The sequence below is a fragment of the Nocardia brasiliensis IFM 10847 genome (genome assembly GCF_000710915.1).
Taxonomy (GTDB): domain Bacteria; phylum Actinomycetota; class Actinomycetes; order Mycobacteriales; family Mycobacteriaceae; genus Nocardia; species Nocardia brasiliensis_A.
The window spans coordinates 1-22516 of sequence record NZ_BAUA01000038.1 but is presented as its reverse complement, the minus strand read 5'-3'; the positions used below and the strand labels follow the sequence as shown (position 1 = coordinate 22516).

The window sequence follows — 22516 nt, the reverse complement described above, 5'->3', positions numbered from 1 at the left end:
CCCAGAACACGCCGAAGGTGATCAGGAAGACCAGCGACGTGGCCACCCCGATACCGGTGATGCCCAGCTGGGGCAGCCCGGCGCGGCCGTGGATGAAGCCGAGCGCGAGGACCAGGTTCAGCACCACCGAACCGAGGGTCACCAGCAGCAGCGCCTGCGGGCGTTGCATGCCGACCGTGTATTGGCGCAAAGCCTGAAACCAGAGACAGGGCAACAGGCCCGGGGCCAGCGCCACCATCAGGGGCCGGGCGTCCGCGAGCACGCCGGCATCCTGACCGAGCCACTGCAATGCCCAGCCGAGTCCGATCAGGACTGCGCCACCGGCGATTCCGGCGATGGTCGCGATCAGGAAGCTCGACCGCAGCACGTCCCTGATCTCGTGATCGGGGGATTCGCCGCGCTTGCCCGCCGCGCTCACCGCGGTCGCGATCTGGTTGCCGCTGGCGGTGATCAGCCCGACGCACATGGTGCGGATCTGATTGAACAGCGCGAAGGCCAGTCCGCCCGCGGCGACGGCCTGCACGCCGAGCGTGCCCATCAGTGCGATGTTGGTGGTGGACACCGCGATCTGCGCCAGCTGCGTCATCGCGATCGGCGTGGCGAGAGCGGTGAGCCGACGGCTGTCGGCCCGGTAGCCCGACAGCAGCATCACCGCGCCTCGACCAGTTCGGTGCGACGCGACGCCGGGGTGTAGCGGCGCAGCAGTTGGCGCACTTCGGTTTCGGCGGCGGGGTCGAGCAGGTCGCGCTCGGCCATCCAGGCGTCGTCGAAGACGGTGTCCAGGTACTTCTCGCCGCCGTCGCACACGATGGTGACGACGGTCGAGCCCGCGGGAAACTCCTCGAGCCGGGTGAGCGCGGCGTGCACCGAGCCGCCCGCCGAGCCGCCGATCATCAGGCCCAGCTCGGCCGCGACGGCCCGCGCGGTCGCGAATGCCGCCACATCGGTGACCTTGACGCCCTCGTCCAACTGCGAATAGTCCACGGCGGTACCGATCGTGGCGCCGGGCGGGGTCCCGGTGCCGGACTGCCAGTACGGGCCGCCTTCGCCGCCGAAGGCGATCGATCCGACCGGCTCGACGCCGATCACGTGGGCGGGGCGGCCGAGTTGGCGCAACCGGGTCGCGGTGCCGAACAGCGAACCGCCGGTGCCCACCGAGGAGAGCAGGATGTCGACCCGCTCGACATCCTCCAGCAATTCTTCGGCGACCGCGTAGTAGCCGACTGCGTTGGCGTCGTTGTTGTGCTGTTCGGTGAAATACGCGTCCGGCCGCTCGGCCGCCATCGCCTCGGCGAGGTCCTCTCGCGCCGAGGTGGCCAGGTTGTCGTCGCCGTCATCGGCGACGTACACCAGTTCCGCACCCATTGCTCGCATAGCGCGCAGCTTGTCCTTACATGCGTGATGATCGACCACTGCGGTGAAGCGATACCCACGTTCGGCAGCAACTACCGCGAGACCGAGCCCGGTATTCCCGGATGTCGACTCGATGATATGCCCGCCACTGGCCAGCAACCCGCGACGCTCGGCATCGAGCACCATCTCGCGCGCCATTCTGATCTTCGCCGCACCGGTCGGATTGAACTGTTCGAGTTTGAGCAGCAGCCGGGTACCGGTCGAGGTCGCCGCCAGTTCGAACAGCGGTGTGCGGCCGATCAGATCCGTCACGCGCGTGACGAGCGGCATGGGATGTTCTCCTCGTTCGGGTCGGGGTAGTGGGGTCAGCCGTCGAGCGTCCAGCGGAACCGGCGGCCGGGCGCGTCGTGCAGCACGACCTTGGGCGGTATCGGCAGGTCGTGAAAGGCGGACTCGTTCGAGTCCATTTGATACCCGGCGGTGTTCGGGTAGATCAAGAGATCACCGACCTCGGCGGCGCGCGGCAGCGGAATCCGCCGCCAGCTGAGCATGTCCGAATCGAGGCAGGTGGCCGCGCCGACGCTGGTCGGCGTCGGCGCGCCGGGCAGCTCCGGCCACAGCACCGGGTCGGGCAGGTATTCGCTGTCGAACCACTGCTCGGACAGGCTGAGGCTGGTGCCGTCTACCGTGAGCAGCCGGTACGGCGCGCCATCGGTGTACCTGGTCCTGCTGCCCTGCACCCGGAAGACGGTGAAACCGGCATGGGCCAGCAGCGCCCGGCCGGGTTCGACGGCGAGGCGAATCGCGTTGTCGCGCAGTCGTTGCGCGAGTCCGTCGTGCGCCAGGATCGCGGTGAGCATGTCTGCACCCGGCGCGGGGAAGTGGTACGGGTAGTACGACTCGAACGTCTTGCCCGAATGAAACCACGAACGGTCGACCCGGTCGCTGAACTCGGCCCATCGCGCCGCCGGGACGTAGTCGACGCCGAATCCGCCGCCGATCGACAGCGTGGTGGCGGGATGGCCGAGCGAGCGCGCGTGCAGGCAGCGGGCGATCGTCGTCGCCGCCAGCTCCGCCCGCGCGAGGGCGTCGTAGCCGGAGAGATGAAAGCTGAAGCCTTCCAGTCGCACTGTGCCGCAGCCGTCGAGAACGGCGAGCGCGGTGGTGATTTCGGCATCGGTCAGGCCGAATCGGCTGGACGACGCGGGCGCGAGCACGCGCAGCAGGATCCGGGCGGGCAGTGCCGAGCTGCCCAGTGCGGCAAGGCGATCGAGCTCGCCGAGATCGTCGACGGCGATCAGCGCACCGTGGCGGGTGGCGAGCCAGAGCAACTCGTCGGCCTTCGCGGGACCGGTCACCATCAGCTCGTCGCCGCGAATGCCCTGTGCCAGTGCGGCCGTCAGCTCACCGACGCTGGCGACGTCTACGCCCGCACCGTGTTCGGCGCAGGCGCGGACCACCGCGGCGGACTTGTTCGCCTTCTTGCCGTAGTAGACGACACCGTCGACTCCGGCCCGGGTGAAGGCCGCGTGAAAGCTGTCGATATTGCGGGCGACGCGTGGCGGATACATGACGTGGAACGGACCGCCGACGGCAAAGGCGATGTCGCCGAGCAGGTTCGGATCGTCGAGCACGCGGCGCTCCCAGGGGTCGGAGTGCGCGGGCAGCGGCGTCGCGCTGTGCGTGGGCACGACCGTCAATCCCACAGCGGTACCTCCGTGCCCCGGCCTTCCTCGATGGCACGCTCCGCGAGGGCGTGCGCGACCGCGATATCGGTGAGCACCAATCCGCTGTTGTAGACGAAGATGCGCTCGTCGTCGCAGCGGCGGCCGGTGGCGCGGCGGCTCAGGATCTGCGGCAGCTCGGCGTCCACCGCGCGCAGCTTGCCGTCCGGGCCGACCATGTCGGTTCCGGTCAGGGCCATCTGCTCGGCGCTGGTGGCGACCACCCGATCGGCCTCGATCAGCGTCGAGGGCGCCAGTCCGTAGCCGACCAGGACCACTGTCGAACCCGGTGCCAGATCGGCGGATTCGAGCGCGACCTCGGTGCCGGGGCCCGCGGTGGCCAGCACCACGTCGGCGGTGGCGGCGGCCACCCGCGGATCCTCGACCGTTTCCAGCAGCGCGTGCGGGTAGTACTCGGCGAGGTGCCGGTGGACCGCGTCGAGTCCCTCCGGATGGGTGCCGTACAGCATCAGCTTGCGCAGCTGCGGATTCGCGGCGAGCAAGTGCGGCAGGGCGTTGCGGCCCTGGGTTCCGGTGCCGATCAGCAGCACGCTCTGCGCGTCCCGGCGCATGGTTTCACGGACCAGCAGCGCCGAGACCGCCGGGGTGCGCAGCGCGCCGACCCGGGAGCAGTCCATCAGCGCGATGGGCGCGCCGGTGCTGTCGTCGTAGAGCGTGATGGTGGTGTAGTAGCGCTTGGTGCTGCGGTCGTGTCCCGGATCGAACTTGTAGGACGTCTTCATGGCGACCACCCGGCGGCGCCCGTCGCGGCCGAGCATCGCGTACGACACCGACCACCCGTCCGGGTTGGCCACGCTCAGCTTGCGCGGATTGTCCGAATCTCCCGCGGCGAACGCGAGATACGCGTCCTCCACCGCGCGTACCACCTCGCCGGGCGTGATCGGCACGCCGGCCAGGTCGCTGCGGCTCAACACCCGTAAGGGCGTGCTGCGGTCACGTGTGTTCAACGGATCCTCGATCATGTGCTGCATCCCGCTCTGTGCCCGCCGGGCGCTGCGCCCGGCTTCCGTCCGTACGGGCCGGCGCGCGGCCACCGGACACGAACGCGGGACTGCCTGCTGCTCGGAACGGGGCGACGATCCGCTGCCCATAACCATTCTCGTCGGTCTCTTCGGGCCGGCGCGGGCGTTCCGGCAGGCGAACGTTCACCCGCTTGAGCCACCGGTCGGTGCCGTCGTAACGCGCGGTGAACGGAACCCGGCCGTGCACGGCGACGTCGTTGTCCACCAGCAGCAGCTCACCGGGCGTGAGCGCGGCCGTGACGCAGACCCGCTCCAACTCGGCGGTGAGCCTGGCGTAGGCGGCGCGGAAGGCCGGGTCGGCGTCGTCGAGCGGGGTGTAGGCCGGGTCGTAACGCAGCGTGGTCTCGTCCGGACCCGCGCTGCTCCAGAGCGTGGGCAGGGGCGGGGCCGAATACTGTTCGTGCCCCGTGCCATAGGAGACGTCAGGCAGGATCGGCAGCACCGGTGTGCTGAGCAGTCGCCGCTGCGCGGCGCTGAGTTCGACCCGTCGCACCGAGGACACCGTGGTGCCCACCAGGTCCGGATTGCGCAGGCAGCCGAGCATGAGCAGGTTGGCGCGCCGCGGGTGGAAGGCGTCCTCGGAATGGGGGCTGAGCAGCGTCTTGCTGCTCGCGCCCGACTGCTCGTGCTCGTGACCGGGGGACGGCAGGATGTTGTTGACCAGCCGTCCGCCCTGCTGACCCTGCCAGCCGAACGGCTCGCCCGCGGCCCGGGCCAGCAGCAGCATCGCGAGATCGAGTTCGAAGGAATGCGCGCGCCGCGCCGCGCACCCGCTCCACTGCGCGGCCTCGCGCCAGCTCGGCGGCGTGGGGCCGAGTTCGTCGTCGGTCAGAGGCAGTCTGCTCACGATGGTCGCGCCCGCGGCCGTCGCGGGCGGTCGCATGGCCTGTCGAACCTCGGTGGGTAACTCGCCGACTCGCGCGTCGATCTGCGCGATGAGCGCCGGATCGGTCAGCGTGTGGGCCGTCGCGGCGGGGCTGGTGCGGGCCGCGTCGAGTGTGGTAGATATCTCTCGCGCAAGCTCACGCACCGCACGCCCGGCGGCGGCGGGGAACTCGCGGCGTTCGATATCCTGCGGGTGAAGCGTCTTACGTTCGGAGAGAACGCCTTTCACCGAGGGAATCCCTTCTTCGCATCGTTGAAAAGAGCAGAACTGACGTCGCCCTGCGAAGCTAGCCGCTCGCACCCCGTTAAGCAAGGCTTACCTAAGCGAGTTGTAGAAAGATAGCAAGAATCTATGACTCTGTTGGGAGATTGCAGTTGCTGATTCGAAGCTGATGGCCGATCGGCCGATTCGCTGCCACTGGGGCCGGGTATCGATGAGGGGTGGCAACGTTTAGGCTAGCCTGTCCTCGCCTGCGTCCGCATTTTGTGCTAGGGCGCGGGGCTCACGAGGAAGAAGGCAGCGCAATGGGATTGAACCGCAGGCAGCTGATCAGGTCGGGGCTCGGGGTAGGCGCGGTACTGCTCGTCGCCGCGTGCTCGGACGATCGTGGCGGAACCGGATCGGTGCAGCGTGGTGGCACCCTACGGGTCGGCGCCCTGGGCGTCGCGGCGCGGATCCAGCGCGACCCGCACGCCAATCTCAGCAACGACAGCGATTTCCTCATCACCTCTCTGGTGTACGACGCGCTGACCGTGCCGGGCAGCGATCCGAATGTGTTGCCACGGTTGGCCACCAAGTGGGAATCCGACGCGGAACGCCGTCGCTGGACGTTCACTATCGCCGACGGCGCCACCTTCCACGACGGCACACCGGTCACCGCCGAGGACGTGGTGTGGTCGTTGCAACGGCTGCGCACGGTCGGCGGTGCCTCGAAAATGCCTGTCGCCGTGGCGGATATCACTGCCGACGGCCCGAATCGGGTGGTGCTCGCCGTCCCCGAGCCGAACACCCAGCTGCCGCTGCTGGTCCGGTTGATGACGTTCACGGTCAAGAAGGACACCACCGACTTCACCAAAGCCGTTGGCACCGGACCGTTCCGACTGGAGTCCTACCAGAACGGCAACGCCCGCCTGGTGCGCAACGAGCGCTGGCACGGCCCCGCGCCGCTGCTCGACGCCATCGAGGTCACCATGTTCGAAAGCGTGACGGCGCTTGGCAACGCGGTGCTCGGCGGCCAGATCGATCTCGCGTCCAATGTCGGCGCGATCGCGGGCCGGACCGCCGAGGGCCGTGGTGACCTGAAAGTGGTGCGGCGCGCGAACGACACCATGCTCGGTGTGGCGATGCGCTGCTCGGACGGTCCGTTCGCCGATCCGCGGGTGCGGACGGCGCTGCGGCTCGGGGTGGACCGCAATGCGCTGGTGACGCAGGTGCATTCGGGCTACGGCACGGTCGCCAACGATATTCTCGGCACCGCCGACCCGGTGTACGACAAGTCCATCGCGCAGCGCGCCCGTGACATCGAACGCGCGAAGACGCTGCTGCGCGAGGCCGCGTTCGACACCGGCCGTACCTATCCGCTGGTGACCAAGGCCGAGGCGCCCGGTGAAGTGGAGTCGGCGAAGGTGATCGCGACCCAGCTGGCCGAGATCGGCGTCCGCCTCGACGTGGTCACGCAGGAGTCGAATGCTTTCTACGACCAGACCTGGCTGAAGGCGCCGCTGTACACCGTGTCCTGGGGTACCAACGATTCCGCGTTGTTCTTCGCCAAGCAGCTGATGTCCAGCGGTTCCAATCGCAACGAAACCGACTTCAGGGACGCCGCTTTCGACGCCGCCACCGCGAAAGCCCTGGCCGCGCCGAGTGATTCGGAGTACGCGCAGGCCAGTCGCGAGCTCCAGCAGATCGAGTACGACCGCGGCGGCTACCTGGTCTGGGGGATGGCCGATGGCATCGATATCGCATCGGCCAGGGTCAACGACCTGCCCACGCTCGGCGGCTACGCCCGGGTACAGCTGGAACGAGCCTGGCTGGCGGGGTGATGGCGTTCGCCCGGCTGTTCGTGCGCCGGATCGTGCTGTTGATCGCGCTGCTCGCCACGGTTTTCGTGGTGGTGGACCTGCTGCCCGGCAACACGGCCCGGGCGGTGCTCGGCCGGGACGCGACACCGGAGCTGATCGCGGCGAAGGAACACGAACTGGGACTGGATCGGTCGCTGCCCGCCCGTTTCTGGGACTGGATCGCCGGTGTCGCCACCGGCGATTTCGGCCATACCGCGCGCGGCCGCTCGATCAACGAGTTGCTCGCCGACAAGTTTCCGCCGACGCTGCTGCTCGGCGGGCTGGCGCTGGTGGCCACCGTGATCGTGTCACTACTGCTGGGCGCGTGGTGGGCGACGCGGCAGAGTGCTGCGCTGAACCCGTTGCGCCCGAGTGTGCTCGGGTCGAAGGCCGGTCCCGGGGCGGCGACCGATACGCAGAGGCGGCACGGAACTGTCGTGCCGAACCACGTCGGTGGTGGGCTGATCAGACGGTGCGCTGTCTTGTTCCGGCACTGTGCGGGGCTGGTACGGCGGGCCTTCGCACGAGCACTGCAACCCGCCACCACGACGGCCGCCGCGATACCGGAATTCGTCCTCGCGACACTGTTGATCCTGATCTTCGCACTGGCCCTCGGTTGGTTGCCCGCCGTGACCGTCACGGGTCGGTCCGGATTTCCGGCGCGGGCCGACATGCTGGTGCTGCCGGTGCTCGCGCTGGCTATCCCGCAGATCGGCTGGAACACCCGGGTCGTGCGGGCGGCGCTGGTCGAGGCCGCACGCGCACCACACGTGGAAAGCGCGGTGCTGGACGGGATCGGCACCCGGGCGGTGCTGCTGCGCCACGTGCTGCCGTTCGCCCTGCCGACGATCGTGGCGAGCTTCGCGACCACCGTCGGCATGGTGCTCGGCGGCGCGCTCGTGGTCGAGACCATCTTCAACTACCCGGGTCTCGGCGCGGTGCTCGCCGGCTCGGTCGCGGACCGGGACGTATCGATGGTCGCCGCGGTGGTGGCGTTGTCCGGCGTGGTCATCATGTGCGTGCTCGCGGTGGCCGACGGGATCCGGGCGTGGTCGTTGCGGGGGAGTCGATGAAAGAGACGTCGACAGCGGGGATTTCCACTGACCGCGGCCGCCGCCGGGCGAAGCTGCTGCGGCTGTTCACCGTGCTGCCCGCGGTGCTGGTGTCGGTGCTCGCCGTGCTGGGTCCGGCGTTCGCGCCGCACGCCGCGCAAGCGCCGGTGGGTATTCCGTTCGGCGATCCGACCGGGGGCGCCTGGCTCGGTACCGATCGGATCGGCCGCGACGTGCTGAGCCAATTGCTCTATGGCGGTTGGGGTCTGCTGCTGCTCGCAGCGATGATAGCGGTTGCCGTGACGGCACTGTCGTGTGTGCTCGGCACGGTGGCGGCCTTGCGGCCGCGCATCGGCACGCTGATCGAACGCGCGACCGATTTCGTGATGCTGCTGCCCGCCGTGCTCGGCACCCTGCTCGTGCTCACCTCGTGGCCGGACGCGGGGGCCTACGGCTTGCTCGTCGTCGCTTTGCTGTTCGGCACCCCGTACTGCGCAAGGGTCTTCGCCGCTGCGGCCGCCGGTGTCGCCGCTTCCGGTTATGTCGAAGCCGCGCAGGCCAGCGGAGAGACGCTATGGCACTTGGTTTTCCGAGAGGTGCTGCCCAACCTGCGTGAGGTGATCGCGGCACAGCTCGGCCTGCGTTTCGTCGAGGCCGTCTACCTCGTCAGCACCGCCTCCTTCCTGCAACTTCCCACCACGCTCGGCGCGAGCAACTGGTCGGTGATGGTGCGCGAGAACGCCGCGGGCATGCTGCTGAACCCCTGGTCCGTGCTCGCGCCGAGTCTCGCGATCGCCATCCTCGCGGTGAGCGTGAACCTCGCCGTCTCGGCCTTCGGGAAAGGCCAGGACGCATGAGCGCTTGCCGGTGGACCTGTGGTGTCACGGAACCGCGCGCCGGTGCGTACTGGAAGGGGTGGACTCATGGCTGAGCGGGGACGCGATGCCGCCGTGCGGGATTCGGTGCTCGACGGCGATCTCGGAGCCGATGGTGACAGCCATAGTGCGCCGGCGGAGTCAACCGACTGTTCCGCGGTGCCGAGCTGCCCGGTGCTGGTCGATGGTTTGGCGGTACACGGCCCGAACGGCCAGGAGTTGTTCGGACCACTGGATTTCCGGATCGAGGCGGGCAGCGTGGCGGCGCTGACCGGGCCCTCCGGTGCGGGCAAGACCACGTTGATGCGTGCTCTGCTCGGGGATCTACCACGCGGTGCCAGGCGATCCGGCTCGGTCGTGGTGGCCGGTCACGACGTGTTCGCCTTGTATCCCGCGGCATTACAGCGGTTTCGGCGGACGCATGTGGCCTATGTCGGGCAGGATCCGGGATCCGCGCTCAACCCGCTGATGCGCGTACACGGGCTGCTGCACGAGGTGGCCCCGCACGCCACGCGCGACTACCTGGTCGAAACGCTGGAACTCGTCGGTCTGTCCCCGGAACACCTGCGGCGCAGGGCGGCCGAACTCTCCGGCGGTCAGCAACGCCGAGTCGCCTTGGCTCGCGCCCTGATCCGGCATACCGACGTGCTGATCCTCGACGAACCGCTCGCCGGGCTGCACGGTGCCCTGCGTACCGACATCGCCCGCCTGCTGACCGAGGTCGCCGCCGATCGCTCCGTCGCCGTCCTGCTCTCCGGGCACGACACCGCCACCATCCACGCCGTCGCCGACCAGGTGATCGAACTCGACAGCGCCGTCACCACCTTCGATAGCCCGGACCGTCCCGCTGCTGCGGCACTCCGGTTCTCTCGTACAACGCCGAGATCAGCCGAGGCAAGCCTGATCGATCCCGCGCGCGGCGACGCGGCGGCCGAGCCGTCGTCGGCCGAGCGTGCGGCGGCAGCGTTCGAAGCACCTGCGCCGGACCGCGCCGAGCCCGGGCATACACCGTTGCTGTTGCGCGGCAATGGAATCACCGCGTGCATAGCCGGTCGGGAGGTGCTCACCGGCATCGATGTCGAGTTGGCGGCCGGTTCGGCGCTTGCTGTCGTGGGGGCCTCGGGAGCCGGCAAAACCACGCTGGCACGGGTGATCGCGGGGCTGCATCGGACGGCGACAGGCACACTGGAGCTGCACGGCGCGCCGCTGCCGCTCGCGCATGGCGCCCGGAAATCACTCGGTAGCAGGGGTATTCAGCTGGTGACGCAGAACCCGCGGTCCGCGCTGAATCCACGGCGCACGGTCGCGCAAACCCTGGGCAGGCCACTGCGCCGGATCGGCCGGGTACCGAGACGTCAAGTGGCGCAGCACGTCACGGAGCTGCTGGCCGCGGTCGAACTGGCACCGGAACTGGCGCAACGCTATCCACACCAGCTCTCCGGCGGCCAGCGCCAGCGCGTCGCGGTGGCCCGGGCGCTCGCTGCCGAGCCCGCGGTGCTCCTCTGCGACGAGATCACCTCGGCGCTGGATCATGCGACCGCGGCCGCGCTCATGGCGCTGCTGGATCGGATCCGAACCGAGCGCGCCATGGGGCTGTTGGTGATCAGTCACGACATGTCGTTGGTCGCCGCGCACTGCTCGCGCCTGGTGGTGCTCGACCACGGCCGGATAGTCGAGTCCGGCGAGACGGCGACGGTCCTGGCCGCCCCGGCCCAGCAGGCCACCCGAGACCTGCTGCGCTGACCGCACTCCCGGCCCGGTCGGTGTGCACCGCACGGAAACGTCGCGGGGAAACTCGATGACCAGGCGATTGCTCGACTTGCTCCGCCGGATCTGGATGATGGATGGGGTGCTCCTGAAGAAGACCGGCGCTGTGGTCGCCGCCATGGTGACCCTCGTGCTCGCCGGTTGTGGGATCGATCGTGATCTCACCCCGATCCCCGAGGGCATTCCGCCCGGCCCCGGCACGCCGCTGCCCCTGATCGATATCGACGGCCCCGGCCGCACCGCGCTGCAACTGCGCGGGTGGGCCGAGGAGCAGGCGGACCGGATGGCGATTCCGCCGGTCGCGCTGGAGGCGTACGGCTATGCCGCGGCGGTGCTCGCGCGGTCGAAGCCGGAATGCGGCATCGCCTGGACCACGCTCGCGGGCATCGCGAGTGTGGAGAGCAAGCACGGCACCCATCGTGGTTCGCGGATCGACGCTGACGGCGTGGTCCGGCCGCCGATCATCGGCATCCCGCTGGACGGTGCGCCCGGCGTCGCCCTGGTCAAGGACACCGACGGCGGCAAGATGGACGGCGATCCGGAGTTCGATCGCGCGATCGGCCCACTGCAGTTCATCCCGGAAACCTGGAAGCGCTGGGGTGTCGACGCCAACGGCGACGGGGTGGCCGATCCGCAGAACATCGACGACGCGGCGCTCACCGCTGCCCGCTACCTGTGCGCCAGCGGCGGCGATCTCACCTCCGAGCACGGCTGGCAGCAGGCGCTGCTCACCTACAACCAGTCCACCAGTTATCTGCTCACCGTGCGCGACCGGGCCGCGGCCTACAGCGTGGGCCGGCGGGTGTGACCTCGTCCATCGGAGTGCCGGTTACCCGCCCAGCGCGCCGGACGCTAGGCTCGCAGCGCACGGCAATTCCCCTGAGACCTACCGTGCCTGTAGCCGAAGGAGTGTCGTTTTCGTGGCCATCATCGAACAGGTCGGAGCTCGTGAGATCCTGGATTCTCGCGGAAACCCCACTGTCGAGGTCGAGATCGCCCTCGACGACGGCACCTTGACCCGGGCGGCGGTGCCCTCCGGCGCGTCCACCGGCGAGCACGAGGCCGTGGAACTGCGTGACGGTGGCGACCGCTACGGCGGCAAGGGCGTGCGCAAAGCGGTCGAGGGCGTGCTCGACGAGATCGCGCCGGCCGTGATCGGTCTGGACGCGGTGGAGCAGCGCACCGTGGACCAGGTCCTGCTCGACCTGGACGGCACCCCGGACAAGTCCCGCCTCGGCGCGAACGCGCTGCTCGGCGTCTCGCTCGCGGTGGCCCGTGCCGCTGCCGAGTCCTCGGGCCTGGAGCTGTTCCGCTACCTCGGTGGCCCGAACGCGCATGTGCTCCCCGTGCCGATGATGAACATCCTCAACGGTGGCGCGCACGCCGACACCAGCGTCGACGTCCAGGAATTCATGGTCGCCCCGATCGGCGCGCCCACCTTCAAGGAGGCGCTGCGCTGGGGTGCCGAGGTGTACCACGCGCTGAAGGCCGAGCTGAAGGCCAAGGGCCTGGCCACCGGCCTCGGTGACGAGGGCGGCTTCGCGCCCGACGTGGCGGGCACCCGTGAGGCGCTCGATCTGATCAGCTCCGCCATCGGCAAGACCGGACTGAAGCTCGGCACCGATGTGGCGCTGGCGCTCGATGTCGCCGCCACCGAGTTCTACACCGCGGGCAGCGGTTACAAGTTCGAGGGCAGCGTGCGCAGCGCCGCCGAGATGACCGCGTTCTACGCCGAACTGCTCGGCGCCTACCCGCTGGTCTCCATCGAAGACCCGCTCTCGGAAGACGATTGGGACGGCTGGGTCGCGCTCACCGACGAGATCGGCGACAAGATCCAGATCGTCGGCGACGACCTGTTCGTCACCAACCCGGAGCGCCTCGAAGAGGGCATCGCCCGCGGCGCCGCGAACGCGCTGCTGGTGAAGGTGAACCAGATCGGCACGCTCACCGAGACGTTGGACGCGGTGGAACTCGCGCACCGCAACAACTACAAGACGATGATGAGCCACCGGTCCGGCGAGACCGAGGACACCACCATCGCCGACCTCGCGGTCGCGGTCGGCAGCGGCCAGATCAAGACCGGTGCGCCGGCGCGCAGCGAGCGGGTCGCCAAGTACAACCAGCTGCTGCGCATCGAGGATGCGCTGGGCGATTCGGCCCGCTACGCCGGGGACGCCGCGTTCCCGCGTTTCGCCTTCGAGGGTTAGTCACACAGGGGTTCGCTATGACGGAGCGACGTGCGCGTGGAACCAGTCCAGCCGGGCGTGGGGACCGCCGCACGTCGCGTGCCGCCCGCTCGCGGCCCAAGGCCGGGTCCGACACCGAAACGGCGGCCCGGCCCGCCGCGGCCAAACGGACCGCGCGCCGGCGGTCCGACGACAAGTCGGCGAAGCCGAAGAAGGCGGCGGCCCGCGCCGCCGAACCCGGTGCGGACAAACATGAACGCACCATCCTCGGCCTGTCCACCGGCAAGGCGGTGGTGCTCGCGATCGTGGTGTGCGCGCTGGCACTGACCCTGGCCGTGCCGATGCGCACGTATTTCACCCAGCGGGCCGAGGCCGCCCAATTGGCGCAGCAGCGCAGGGAACTGGAGGCCGATCTGGCGCGGCTGCGCGATCGTCGTGCGCAGCAACAGGATCCGGCCTACATCCGGTCCGAGGCCCGCGACCGGCTGCGGCTGGTACTGCCCGGCGAAACCCCCTACATCGTGCAGGTGCCCGGCATAGAAGCCGCCGCCCCACCCACCGCGGTGACCAAGTCCAAGGAACCGGATCCCTGGTACACCGAACTGTGGCACAGCATTTCCGAACCGCAACCCGTTCCCGAGGCCGCTCCGGCGCCGCCGCCGGGACCGCCCGCCGCCCCGCCAGGACCGGAAGGACCCAGGTGACAGCACCGAACGACCAGGATCTCGCGATCATCGCCCGCCAGCTCGGCCGCGAACCACGCGGCGTGCTGGCCGTGGCCTATCGCACCCCGGACGGGATCCCGGCCGTCGTGAAAACCGCGCCGCGGCTGCCCGACGGCACGCCGTTTCCCACCCTCTACTACCTGACCGACCCGCGGCTCACCGCGGAGGCGAGCAGGCAGGAATCCGCGGGCGTGATGCGGGAGATGACCGAGCGCCTCGGCAACGACGCGGCCTTGGCCGCCGCCTACCGCGCCGCACACGAGAGCTATCTGGCCGAGCGCGACGAGATCGAGTCGCTCGGTACCGATTTCACCGGCGGCGGCATGCCGGAACGAGTGAAATGCCTGCACGTGCTGATCGCGCATGCGCTGGCCAAGGGGCCGGGCGTGAACCCGTTCGGCGACGAGGCGGTGGCGCTGGCCGCCGACAATGGATTGCGCGGCACCGCGATTCCGGCCGACTGGCCGAAGTACGAGCGCGCGGGCAGTCAGGAAGACGGGGCGCGAGCATGACCGATCGGGTAGCCGCTGTCGATTGCGGCACCAACTCCATCCGGCTGTTGATCGCCGACGTGCTCGGCGACGGACGGCTGGCCGATGTGCACCGCGAGATGCGCATCGTGCGGCTGGGCCAGGGCGTCGACGCGACCGGTGCGCTGGCGCCGGAGGCGATCGAGCGAACCCGGGTCGCGCTGGCGGACTACGCGGCGTCGATGCGCGAGGCCGGTGTCGGCCGGGTGCGGATGGTGGCCACCTCCGCCACCAGGGACGCGGCGAACCGGGAAGACTTCTTCGCCATGGCGCGAGCCGAACTCGGCACCGTGGTGCCCGGCGCGGAGGCCGAGGTGATCACCGGCGACGAGGAGGCTCGCCTCTCGTTCCGCGGCGCCATCGGCGAGCTCTCCAGCGCCGCAGGGCCGTTCGTGGTCGTCGATCTCGGCGGCGGCTCGACCGAGCTGGTGTTCGGCGACAGCGCGGGGGTGCAGGCGGCGTTCTCGGCCGATATCGGGTGTGTCCGGATCACCGAACGCTGCCTACCCGGCAATCCGCCCACCGCCGAACAGGTCGGCGCGGCACGGGAATTCGCGGCCGAACGGTTGACCGAAGCCTTCGCCCGGGTGCCGGTCGAGGGCGCGCACACCTGGGTGGGCGTGGCGGGCACCATGACCACGATCGCCGCCGTCGCGCTCGATCTGCCCGAATACGATTCGGAGCGGGTGCATCTCACCCGGCTCGGGCTGAATGACCTACGCGCCGTGTGTGATCGGCTGATCGCAATGTCGCACGACGAGCGCGCCGCCCTGGGCCCCATGCATCCGGGCCGGGTCGACGTGATAGGCGGCGGCGCCGTCATCGCCGAGGTCCTGGCCGACGAACTGTCCCGTCGCGCAGGCATTTCCGAGCTCGTCGTGAGCGAGCACGACATCCTGGACGGGATCGCCCTCTCGATCGCCTAGACCGGGCCTGGGCCCGGTCTAGCTCTTCCGGTCGATTTCGCGCGCCCGGCCGACAACGAGATCGGCGAGCCGGGACAGTGATTCCTTGTTGCGCGGAACCAGTCCCAGCGCCTGGACCGCGCCGGGAATCAACGCGGCCGGGCCGCTGATCGCCCGTTCGGCCATGCTGATCCGGGTGCGGTCGGGGCCGATCTCGGTCAGCTCCAAACGGATCCAGGCCGAGCCGGCCGGCCACAGCCTGGCCTCGAGCTCGATCATCCGCGGCGGATCGACGTCGCGGACCTTGGTGGTGTCGGACATGTTCAGCGGCCAGGGGCCGACGCTGTGATGGATGCGGGTGCCGACCGCGGGCCACCCCGGATCGACGTCGCGGATATGCGAGGCGCCGACCACCCAGAGTGCGTACAGCCAGCCGTCGGCCAGTACCGCGAACGTATCCTCGGCCGAGGCGGACACTGTGATCTCGACAGGTTCCATCTGCACGTCACTTTCGTCGTCGGGCGGGCCGGGCGCTACTCGCCATCGTGCCCCGCTGGTTCCGGCATGCCCAGTGGCGGTGGCGGAAAACGACGGCGGGGCGGGCCCGCGACTTCGTGGGATCTACTATCAGAATGCGCTCCGATTCTGATCATCGCAGGATTGAGCGATACAAATTCGGCATAACACGGCGACGGCACCTCGATGTTCGACTGGGGAAGGTGAATTTCGTGTGTGGATGCCCACAATTCGCCTCAAACATGGGATGGTCGGAGGATGTCGGAAGCAACAACCGCCGAACAGGTGACCCCGGGACGAACAGTCTTCGGTCACCCGATCGGCTTGACGAACTTGTTCGGCGTGGAGCTCTGGGAGCGATTCTCCTACTACGGGATGGTCACCATCCTCGGCTACTACCTGTACTACTCCACGACCGAAGGCGGGCTCGGGCTCGCGAAGAGCACCGGGGTCGGCATCGTCGGCGCCTACGGTGGACTGGTCTATCTGTCCACCGTGCTGGGTGGCTGGATCGCCGACCGGGTACTGGGCATGGAGCGGACGGTCTTCTACGGCGGCGTCGTGGTGGTGGCGGGGCATCTCGCGCTGGCGGTGCTGCCGGGACTTACCGGCGTCGGCGTCGGCCTCGTGCTGGTCGCGCTGGGCAGCGGCGCGCTGAAAGCCAACGCGTCCTCGCTGCTCGGCACGCTGTATCCGAAGGGTGATGCCCGCGCGGACGGCGGATTCACGCTGTTCTATCTCGGCATCAACCTCGGCGCGTTCATCGGCCCGCTGCTCACCGGTGTGCTGCAGACCCGCCTGGGTTTCCACTACGGATTCGGCGCCGCCGCGATCGGCATGACGCTGGGTCTGGTCCAGTACGTGGTGTTCCGGCGCAACCTCGGCGCGCACGGCCGCGAGGTGCCGAACCCGTTGCCGCGCACCGCGATCGCCCCGGTACTCGGTGCGGTGGCCGGCGCCGCGGTGATCGTCGCGGTGGTGTGGGCGACCGGCCTGGTGACGCTGGACAACCTGCCCGACGCGACCACCATCGTGATCGCCGTGGCCTCGGTCGTCTACTTCGTGGTCATGCTCACCCACGCCAAGGTGACGCCGGTCGAGCGCAGCCGGGTGCGCGCGTTCATTCCGCTGTTCATCGCCAACGCGGTGTTCTGGTCGCTGTTCCAGCAGATCTTCACGGTGCTCGCGGTGTACTCCGACGAACGGATGAACTGGAGCATCTTCGGCTGGACCGCCCCCTCGAACTGGATCGGTTCGGTCGAGCCGGTCTGGGTCATCACCCTGTCGCCGCTGTTCGCCATCCTGTGGACCAAGCTCGGCTCCCGCGCCCCGAGCACCCCGCGCAAGTTCGCGCTCGGTGTGATCGGCATGGGCCTGGCGTTCCTGTTGTTCGTGCCGCTGGCCGGCTTCAGCGGCGCGACCGTACCGGCGCTGCTCGTGCTGGTGGTCATGGGCGGCTTCGCCGTTTCCGAACTGCTGCTCTCGCCGATCGGACTTGCGGTCACCACCCAGCTCGCACCGGAAGCTTTCCGGGCTCAGATGATGGCGCTGTACTTTTTCTCGGTTGGCATCGGTACATCCATGTCGGGTACTTTGGCTCGGTTCTATGACCAAGACCACGAAGTCGCCTATTTCGGCATCATCGGCGCCGTCGCGGTGTGCGCCGGAGTCGTCGTGGCCGCCATCGCGCCGCGGATCAGTCAGCACATGGCAGGCGTGCACTAGCCCCGAGCGGGCATAGAACCAGCTAGACAGTAAGACCAGAGGTGAGGAGAACGTGTGGCGATCCGCAAGCCGGACGGCGCAATCGGACAGCAGGCCAGATGGGGTGGCCTGTTCCGGACCAAATCCGTCGAGCAGTCGATCAAGGACACCGACGAGCCCGACTCCAAGCTCCGCAAGGACCTGACCGCATGGGACCTCACCGTCTTCGGCGTGGCGGTGGTGATCGGCGCGGGCATCTTCACCCTCACCGCGCGGACCGCGGGCAACGTCGCCGGACCGTCGGTGTCGCTCGCGTTCGTCTTCGCGGCGATCGCCTGCGGGCTCACCGCGCTCTGCTACGCCGAGTTCGCCTCGACGGTGCCGGTGGCGGGCAGCGCGTACACCTTCTCCTACGCCACCTTCGGTGAACTCGTCGCGTGGATCATCGGCTGGGACCTGATCCTCGAGTTCGCGCTCGCCACCTCCGTGGTGGCCAAGGGCTGGTCGCAGTACCTCGGCGAGGTGATGGGCACGACGCCGATCGTGCACCTCGGTTCGGTGTCGTTCGACTGGGGCGCCGTGCTGCTGATCGCGGTGCTCGGCGTGCTGCTCGCCACCGGGACCAAGGTCTCCTCCCGGGTGTCGGCCGTGGCGGTCGCGATCAAGCTGAGCGTGATCGCGCTGGTGCTGATCGTCGGCGTCACCTACTTCAAGTCGGAGAACCTGACGCCCTACGTGCCGCCGTCCCAGCCGGGGGCCGAGGGCGAGGGTCTGCGCCAGTCGCTGTTCTCCTTCCTGACCGGCGCCGGGCACAGCACGTTCGGCTGGTACGGCCTGCTCGCCGCGGCCAGCCTGGTGTTCTTCGCGTTCATCGGTTTCGACGTCGTGGCGACCACCGCGGAAGAGACCAAGAACCCGCAGAAGGCGGTGCCGCGCGGCATCCTCGGCTCGCTGCTCATCGTCACCATCCTCTACGTCGCGGTCTCGCTGGTGCTCACCGGCATGGTGCCCTACACCGAGCTGTCCGGTGAGAACGCCACCCTGGCAACGGCTTTCGCGATCCACGGCGATACCTGGGTGAAGAACATCATCTCGGTGGGCGCGCTCGCCGGGCTCACCACCGTGGTCATGGTGATGTTCCTCGGGCAGACCCGGGTGCTGTTCGCGATGTCGCGCGACGGGCTGATGCCGCGCAAACTGGCGCACACCGGCAGCAAGGGCACGCCGGTGCGGATCACCGCGATCGTCGGCGTGGTCTGCGCGGTGCTGGCCGGCTTCGTCGATTTCGGCACGCTCGAGGAAATGGTCAATATCGGCACGCTGTTCGCGTTCGTGCTGGTGTCGATCGGTGTACTCGTGCTGCGGCGCACCCGGCCCGACCTGCCGCGCGGCTTCCGCGTCCCGCTGGTTCCGGTGATCCCGGTGCTCGCCGTGCTGGCCTGCCTGTGGCTGATGCTGAACCTGTCCGTGGAGACCTGGCTGCGGTTCCTCGTCTGGATGGCGCTGGGCTTCGTCATCTATTTCGCCTACAGCCGCAGGCACTCCCTGCTCGGCAATCCGCCTGCCGAATAGTCGCCGAGTGGCACGGGCACCGCGCCCGTGCCACTGCACGACTGACGAACAAGTAGCGTGACACGGGTGTCGCAGCGGGAGCTCGTAGTGCTCGGTACCGCCAGCCAGGTGCCGACGAAGCAGCGCAATCACAACGGGTATCTGCTGCGCTGGGACGACGAAGGGGTGCTGTTCGACCCGGGCGAGGGGACGCAGCGGCAGATGACCTATGCCGGTGTCTCGGCCACCGACCTCACCCGGATCGCGATCACGCACTTCCACGGTGATCACAGCCTCGGCTTGGCCGGAGTGGTGCAACGGATCAATCTCGACCGGGTGCCCCATCCGGTGGACGTGTGCTTCCCCGCCTCCGGGACCGAGTATTACGACCGCCTCGTCAATGCCACCTCCTACTATCACCGGGCCGAGTTGCGGCCGCGTCCGATCGATCGGGCCGGCGCCGTCGATTTTCCCGGCGCGCCCTTCGCGGTCACGGCGGTTCCGCTCGCGCACCCTGTCGACACCTTCGGCTATCGGCTCACGGAGCCGGACGGGCGGCGCATCCTGCCCGACCGGCTCCAGCATTTCGGGCTGCGCGGTCCCGTCATCGCGCGGTTGCAACAGCAGGGCAGCATCGAATCGGCCGGGCGCACCGTGACTCTCGACGAGGTCAGCGAGCCGCGCCGCGGCCAGAGCTTCGCCTTCGTGATGGACACCGGGCTCTGCGACGGCGTCTACGAACTCGCCGCCGACACCGACATGCTCGTCATCGAGGCCACCTTCCTCGACGCCGACGCGCGGCTCGCCGCCGAATACGGCCACCTCACCGCGGGCCAGGCGGCCCGGGTCGCCGCCGCGGCAGGCGCCCGCACCCTGGTGCTCACCCACTTCTCCCAGCGCTACCGTGACCTGTCCGGTCATCTGACCGAGGCTAGCGCCCACTTCCCCGGCCCGATCCACATCGCCGCCGACCTCGCCCGCATCCCCTTACCGGCGCGGCGGTAAGCCCACTGGACAGCACCGGCCCGCACCGACCCCGCTGACCCGGTTGCGAGCCGCGCTACCCCAAACCGGTTCGCAACCAAGCCTTTTCAGAGCAACCGGTCGGCACGCTGTTGGTCAACTGCCCGACTTCCCCGCCCCCATACTCGACAATTTGCCCATCTTCAACCCTCAGAATTCCGGTACAACCGTACGACTCGGTAGTCTGTCCCGGACGGCCCCCATAGCCCAATTGGCAGAGGCAGCGGACTTAAAATCCGCCAAGTGTCGGTTCGAGTCCGACTGGGGGCACACCAGCATCGACACAACTACTGCTGCCCGTGACCTGCGGAGGTGGCTCCTGCTCGGTGTTCTCGTTGGCTATAGCCGCCACCGCTCCCGCGACCTGGGGCAGCCCGTCCTCGGGCAGCTTGATGGTGATGGTGACGCGGTCGCCGTCGTCGTGGAGGCGGATGTTGAGTTGTGTGACTTCGAACAGCCTGCGCAGCAGCGGCTCTGGGGCTTTGACGAGGGACCGCCCCGTCTAGACCGCCGCCCCGCAGCAGTTGTGCATGTCCGGGCCCAGCCGCCCGGACCCGCGCTGAGTAGCACGGTAGTCGGTCCGCCCGGTCTCAGTAGAAGGTTTCGAGTTGATCGAGATCGGTTTCGCGCAGGTTGTCGACTGCTTCTTGGCCCGCGGGAGTGAGGTTCATCCACCGCATGAACATCCATTTGGCCCCTGCGTCGGGAAGAGGGTTTTCTAGGTAGGCCTGCTGTATATCCGCGAGTTGTTGTTCGGTTGGCTGGCCAATGGGCTTCCATCCTGCGTTGCTGACTTCGCCGAGTTCGACCAAGTGATGCTGTAATACCCATCGTATGGCTTCGATAGCCTCTGCAAACGCCTGATCATCCGGGTAGAGGCGGCGCGCAGCGTCATAGACTGAGCGAATGGACACCCAGTCATCGGATGCGTCGTAGAGAATAAAATTCTTCAGCAGAGTATTCATCGCCTATGAACCTTTCCCACGCTGCCATCCGGGTACTTGATGTCGATAGTCTTGCCGCCGGACCGGCTGGAGCCGCGTAGCCCGATCTCGGTTCCGTCCGGGAGTCGTACGACCTCGCCGTCGTAGTTCGGCCAGTCTATCTTCTCGCCGTTCCTGGCGAGTCGATCGTAGAGCGCCTCGACGTCCTCGTCGCCCGGGACGGTTCTGACACCTTTGTTCTTTCCTTTCGGGAGGCTTTCCACGATATCGCGAACATCGTCACCATCCGAGGGTGCGGAATCGCTGAACCATTTGTCGAGCAGTTCTTTCAGCTTCTCCAATGGAACGCCGGCCGCCTTCGCGGCGGCTTCTATCATCTTCTGGAATTCATCGGGATGAGTCAGCGCCCAAGCAATTCCTACCGCAGCCACGATGGCAAGAATGATCAGCCACAGCGGCGCAGACGCGATTGCGGCAAGTGCACCGCCGATCAGCGGCAATGCGAATGCAAACGCCAGCAGCACCTTGCCCTGTGTGGAGGGCACGGTCGTACTCGGCGCTGTTCGCTCACTGGGAATGCCGGAACGAGGTTGCGGCACAGTCGATTCGGGCGGGCTGTTGCCCGCACTCCCACCATTACCGCCGCCGTTCGAGGGTGGGGATGGTGGAGTGTGTGGTCGGGCGGGACGTAACTCAGGGTCGGGTGGCGCAGGGTGCTCTTGTGCGGGCTTGTGCTGCGGGTCCGGCGCGGGCGGTGTGACCATCGCGGTAGGCACCCTGCCCGGCGTTTCGTGCGGAGCCCGAGTCGTCGGCCAGTTCCGTGTCGAAGCAGTGGTATGTGGCCGAACTTTGGATACCGAGCGGCGTCCGACCATGATCCCGCCGATGGCGACGAAAACAAGCAGTGCCACCAGTTGCCAGGTCAGTGGCGAGGCTCCACCGGATGGTCTTGTCTGTGGTGCTGAGTTCGCAGTAGTCGGCACCGGCACGTTCGGTTGCGCAGTGGACGCCGGTGACGCGGTGATCGTAGCTGTGGCGGAGGTGGGTGCGCGCTCGCCGGGTGACGGCGTCTGCGGTGTCGACGGCGCAGCCTCAGACCCGATCTGCTGTGGCGGAGATTGTGTTTGCGGCTGCTGTTGAGCCTCCTGACCTGTAACGGGCACGATCGGCGTGCCGTTACCCGGCAACAGCGGCGGGGGTGTCAGGGCTCCAGCGCGCCCGCCGATGCCACCGGTGTTGACACCGGACTGACCCGGAAGTGCGGGCGTCGATAGCGGTGCAGGTGTTGTCGGCTGCCCAGGTGGCGGGCTCGGTGGCGGTTTCGGAACGGGAATACAAGGCCAGCCGGGATGCATCTGCTGCCACTGCTCGCACGGGATGTCTGGCTGGGCAGTGACGGGCGCGTAGGACACCAAGAAGGCCGACGCCGCCAGAAGCGGCGGCACGATCCCGACGAGGAGCCGAGTCCGTCGCGCAGTCGCTGGTCTTCGGTGGCGTGCGGCGCTGCTGTGTGAGCTCACAGGCACGTTCCCTGCCTTTACAAGTAGATCGGGTCGCCGTAGACGGAGACGGTGTCGTCGGCCTCGGGGGTGGAGATCCGGGCAGTGGCGAATGAGCGCAGCGAGACCGGTCCCATGCAGGCGTCGACCTTGATCTGGACCTGATCCACCGC

21 protein-coding genes and 1 tRNA gene are annotated in these 22516 nt (G+C 68.4%); 13 read left to right on the top strand and 9 right to left on the bottom strand.

What is annotated here, in order from left to right:
• The 5 genes from NBRGI_RS07510 to NBRGI_RS07490 all read right to left on the bottom strand — a co-directional run.
• Positions 1-649: MATE family efflux transporter (locus NBRGI_RS07510; protein ID WP_029893896.1), on the bottom strand; the 649-nt coding region annotated here is incomplete at its 3' end.
• Positions 649-1683: a PLP-dependent cysteine synthase family protein gene (locus tag NBRGI_RS07505; RefSeq protein ID WP_029893894.1), complete on the bottom strand. Its 1035-nt coding sequence runs from the start codon at positions 1681-1683 to the stop codon at positions 649-651. The genes NBRGI_RS07510 and NBRGI_RS07505, both read right to left, overlap by 1 nt.
• Positions 1684-1718: 35 nt before the next feature.
• The gene (locus tag NBRGI_RS07500) at positions 1719-3059 is read right to left on the bottom strand and encodes an alanine racemase (RefSeq protein WP_029893892.1); all 1341 of its coding nucleotides are present in this window, start codon (positions 3057-3059) and stop codon (positions 1719-1721) included.
• Positions 3050-4060, bottom strand: coding sequence for an ornithine cyclodeaminase (locus tag NBRGI_RS07495; protein ID WP_029893890.1), 1011 nt, complete (start codon positions 4058-4060; stop codon positions 3050-3052). Before NBRGI_RS07495 ends, NBRGI_RS07500 begins: the two co-directional genes overlap by 10 nt.
• Positions 4032-5234: a TauD/TfdA family dioxygenase gene (locus NBRGI_RS07490; RefSeq protein WP_029893889.1), complete on the bottom strand. Its 1203-nt coding sequence runs from the start codon at positions 5232-5234 to the stop codon at positions 4032-4034. The genes NBRGI_RS07495 and NBRGI_RS07490 overlap by 29 nt, the downstream gene beginning before the upstream one ends.
• Before the next feature lie 296 nt (positions 5235-5530).
• On the opposite strand from NBRGI_RS07490, the gene NBRGI_RS07485 reads away from it, so the two are divergent.
• The 9 genes from NBRGI_RS07485 to NBRGI_RS07445 all read left to right on the top strand — a co-directional run bounded on the left by NBRGI_RS07485 (position 5531) and on the right by NBRGI_RS07445 (position 15127).
• Positions 5531-7048: an ABC transporter substrate-binding protein gene (locus NBRGI_RS07485; protein ID WP_029893887.1), complete on the top strand. Its 1518-nt coding sequence runs from the start codon at positions 5531-5533 to the stop codon at positions 7046-7048.
• Positions 7048-8139: an ABC transporter permease gene (locus tag NBRGI_RS47265; protein WP_029893884.1), complete on the top strand. Its 1092-nt coding sequence runs from the start codon at positions 7048-7050 to the stop codon at positions 8137-8139. Before NBRGI_RS07485 ends, NBRGI_RS47265 begins: the two co-directional genes overlap by 1 nt.
• A complete protein-coding gene (locus NBRGI_RS07475; RefSeq protein WP_029893882.1) occupies positions 8136-8975 on the top strand; it encodes an ABC transporter permease in 840 nt (279 codons plus the stop codon). The genes NBRGI_RS47265 and NBRGI_RS07475 overlap by 4 nt, the downstream gene beginning before the upstream one ends.
• Positions 8976-9041: 66 nt before the next feature.
• A complete protein-coding gene (locus tag NBRGI_RS07470) occupies positions 9042-10736 on the top strand; it encodes an ABC transporter ATP-binding protein (protein ID WP_029893880.1) in 1695 nt (564 codons plus the stop codon).
• Positions 10737-10791: 55 nt separating this feature from the next.
• Positions 10792-11568 carry a lytic transglycosylase domain-containing protein gene (locus NBRGI_RS07465; protein WP_029893878.1) on the top strand — a complete coding sequence of 259 codons (777 nt, stop codon included), beginning with the start codon at positions 10792-10794 and terminating at the stop codon, positions 11566-11568.
• 112 nt (positions 11569-11680) lie between these two features.
• Complete coding sequence (eno, locus tag NBRGI_RS07460) at positions 11681-12967, top strand: phosphopyruvate hydratase (protein ID WP_029893876.1); 1287 nt, start codon at positions 11681-11683, stop codon at positions 12965-12967.
• A gap of 17 nt (positions 12968-12984) precedes the next feature.
• On the top strand, positions 12985-13650 hold the full coding sequence (locus tag NBRGI_RS07455) for an FtsB family cell division protein (protein ID WP_029893874.1): 666 nt from the start codon (positions 12985-12987) through the stop codon (positions 13648-13650).
• Positions 13647-14183 (top strand): DUF501 domain-containing protein, encoded by a 537-nt coding sequence (locus tag NBRGI_RS07450; RefSeq protein ID WP_029893872.1) that lies wholly within the window; start codon positions 13647-13649, stop codon positions 14181-14183. The genes NBRGI_RS07455 and NBRGI_RS07450 overlap by 4 nt, the downstream gene beginning before the upstream one ends.
• Positions 14180-15127: a Ppx/GppA phosphatase family protein gene (locus NBRGI_RS07445; RefSeq protein WP_029893870.1), complete on the top strand. Its 948-nt coding sequence runs from the start codon at positions 14180-14182 to the stop codon at positions 15125-15127. The genes NBRGI_RS07450 and NBRGI_RS07445 overlap by 4 nt, the downstream gene beginning before the upstream one ends.
• Before the next feature lie 18 nt (positions 15128-15145).
• Here NBRGI_RS07445 and NBRGI_RS07440 read toward each other — a convergent pair whose 3' ends face one another.
• Entirely contained in the window at positions 15146-15604 is a 459-nt protein-coding gene (locus NBRGI_RS07440) for an SRPBCC family protein (RefSeq protein WP_029893869.1), read from the bottom strand.
• Between the two features lie 276 nt (positions 15605-15880).
• Between NBRGI_RS07440 and NBRGI_RS07435 the strand changes: the two genes are divergently transcribed.
• The 4 genes from NBRGI_RS07435 to NBRGI_RS07420 all read left to right on the top strand — a co-directional run bounded on the left by NBRGI_RS07435 (position 15881) and on the right by NBRGI_RS07420 (position 20170).
• The gene (locus NBRGI_RS07435) at positions 15881-17347 is read left to right on the top strand and encodes a peptide MFS transporter (RefSeq protein ID WP_051727557.1); all 1467 of its coding nucleotides are present in this window, start codon (positions 15881-15883) and stop codon (positions 17345-17347) included.
• A 54-nt stretch (positions 17348-17401) separates the two neighbouring features.
• Positions 17402-18898 carry an amino acid permease gene (locus tag NBRGI_RS07430; RefSeq protein ID WP_081877958.1) on the top strand — a complete coding sequence of 499 codons (1497 nt, stop codon included), beginning with the start codon at positions 17402-17404 and terminating at the stop codon, positions 18896-18898.
• Positions 18899-18964: 66 nt separating this feature from the next.
• On the top strand, positions 18965-19882 hold the full coding sequence (locus NBRGI_RS07425; protein ID WP_029893863.1) for a ribonuclease Z: 918 nt from the start codon (positions 18965-18967) through the stop codon (positions 19880-19882).
• A 214-nt stretch (positions 19883-20096) separates the two neighbouring features.
• A tRNA-Leu gene (locus tag NBRGI_RS07420) sits at positions 20097-20170 on the top strand.
• Positions 20171-20490: 320 nt separating this feature from the next.
• Here the strand turns inward: NBRGI_RS07420 and NBRGI_RS47260 are convergent.
• The 3 genes from NBRGI_RS47260 to NBRGI_RS46210 form a co-directional block, all read right to left on the bottom strand.
• Complete coding sequence (locus NBRGI_RS47260) at positions 20491-20865, bottom strand: hypothetical protein (protein ID WP_148310722.1); 375 nt, start codon at positions 20863-20865, stop codon at positions 20491-20493.
• On the bottom strand, positions 20862-21389 hold the full coding sequence (locus NBRGI_RS07410; protein WP_029893859.1) for a hypothetical protein: 528 nt from the start codon (positions 21387-21389) through the stop codon (positions 20862-20864). Before NBRGI_RS07410 ends, NBRGI_RS47260 begins: the two co-directional genes overlap by 4 nt.
• 992 nt (positions 21390-22381) lie before the next feature.
• Entirely contained in the window at positions 22382-22513 is a 132-nt protein-coding gene (locus NBRGI_RS46210) for an MspA family porin (protein ID WP_268808377.1), read from the bottom strand.
• Positions 22514-22516 lie beyond the last annotated feature (3 nt).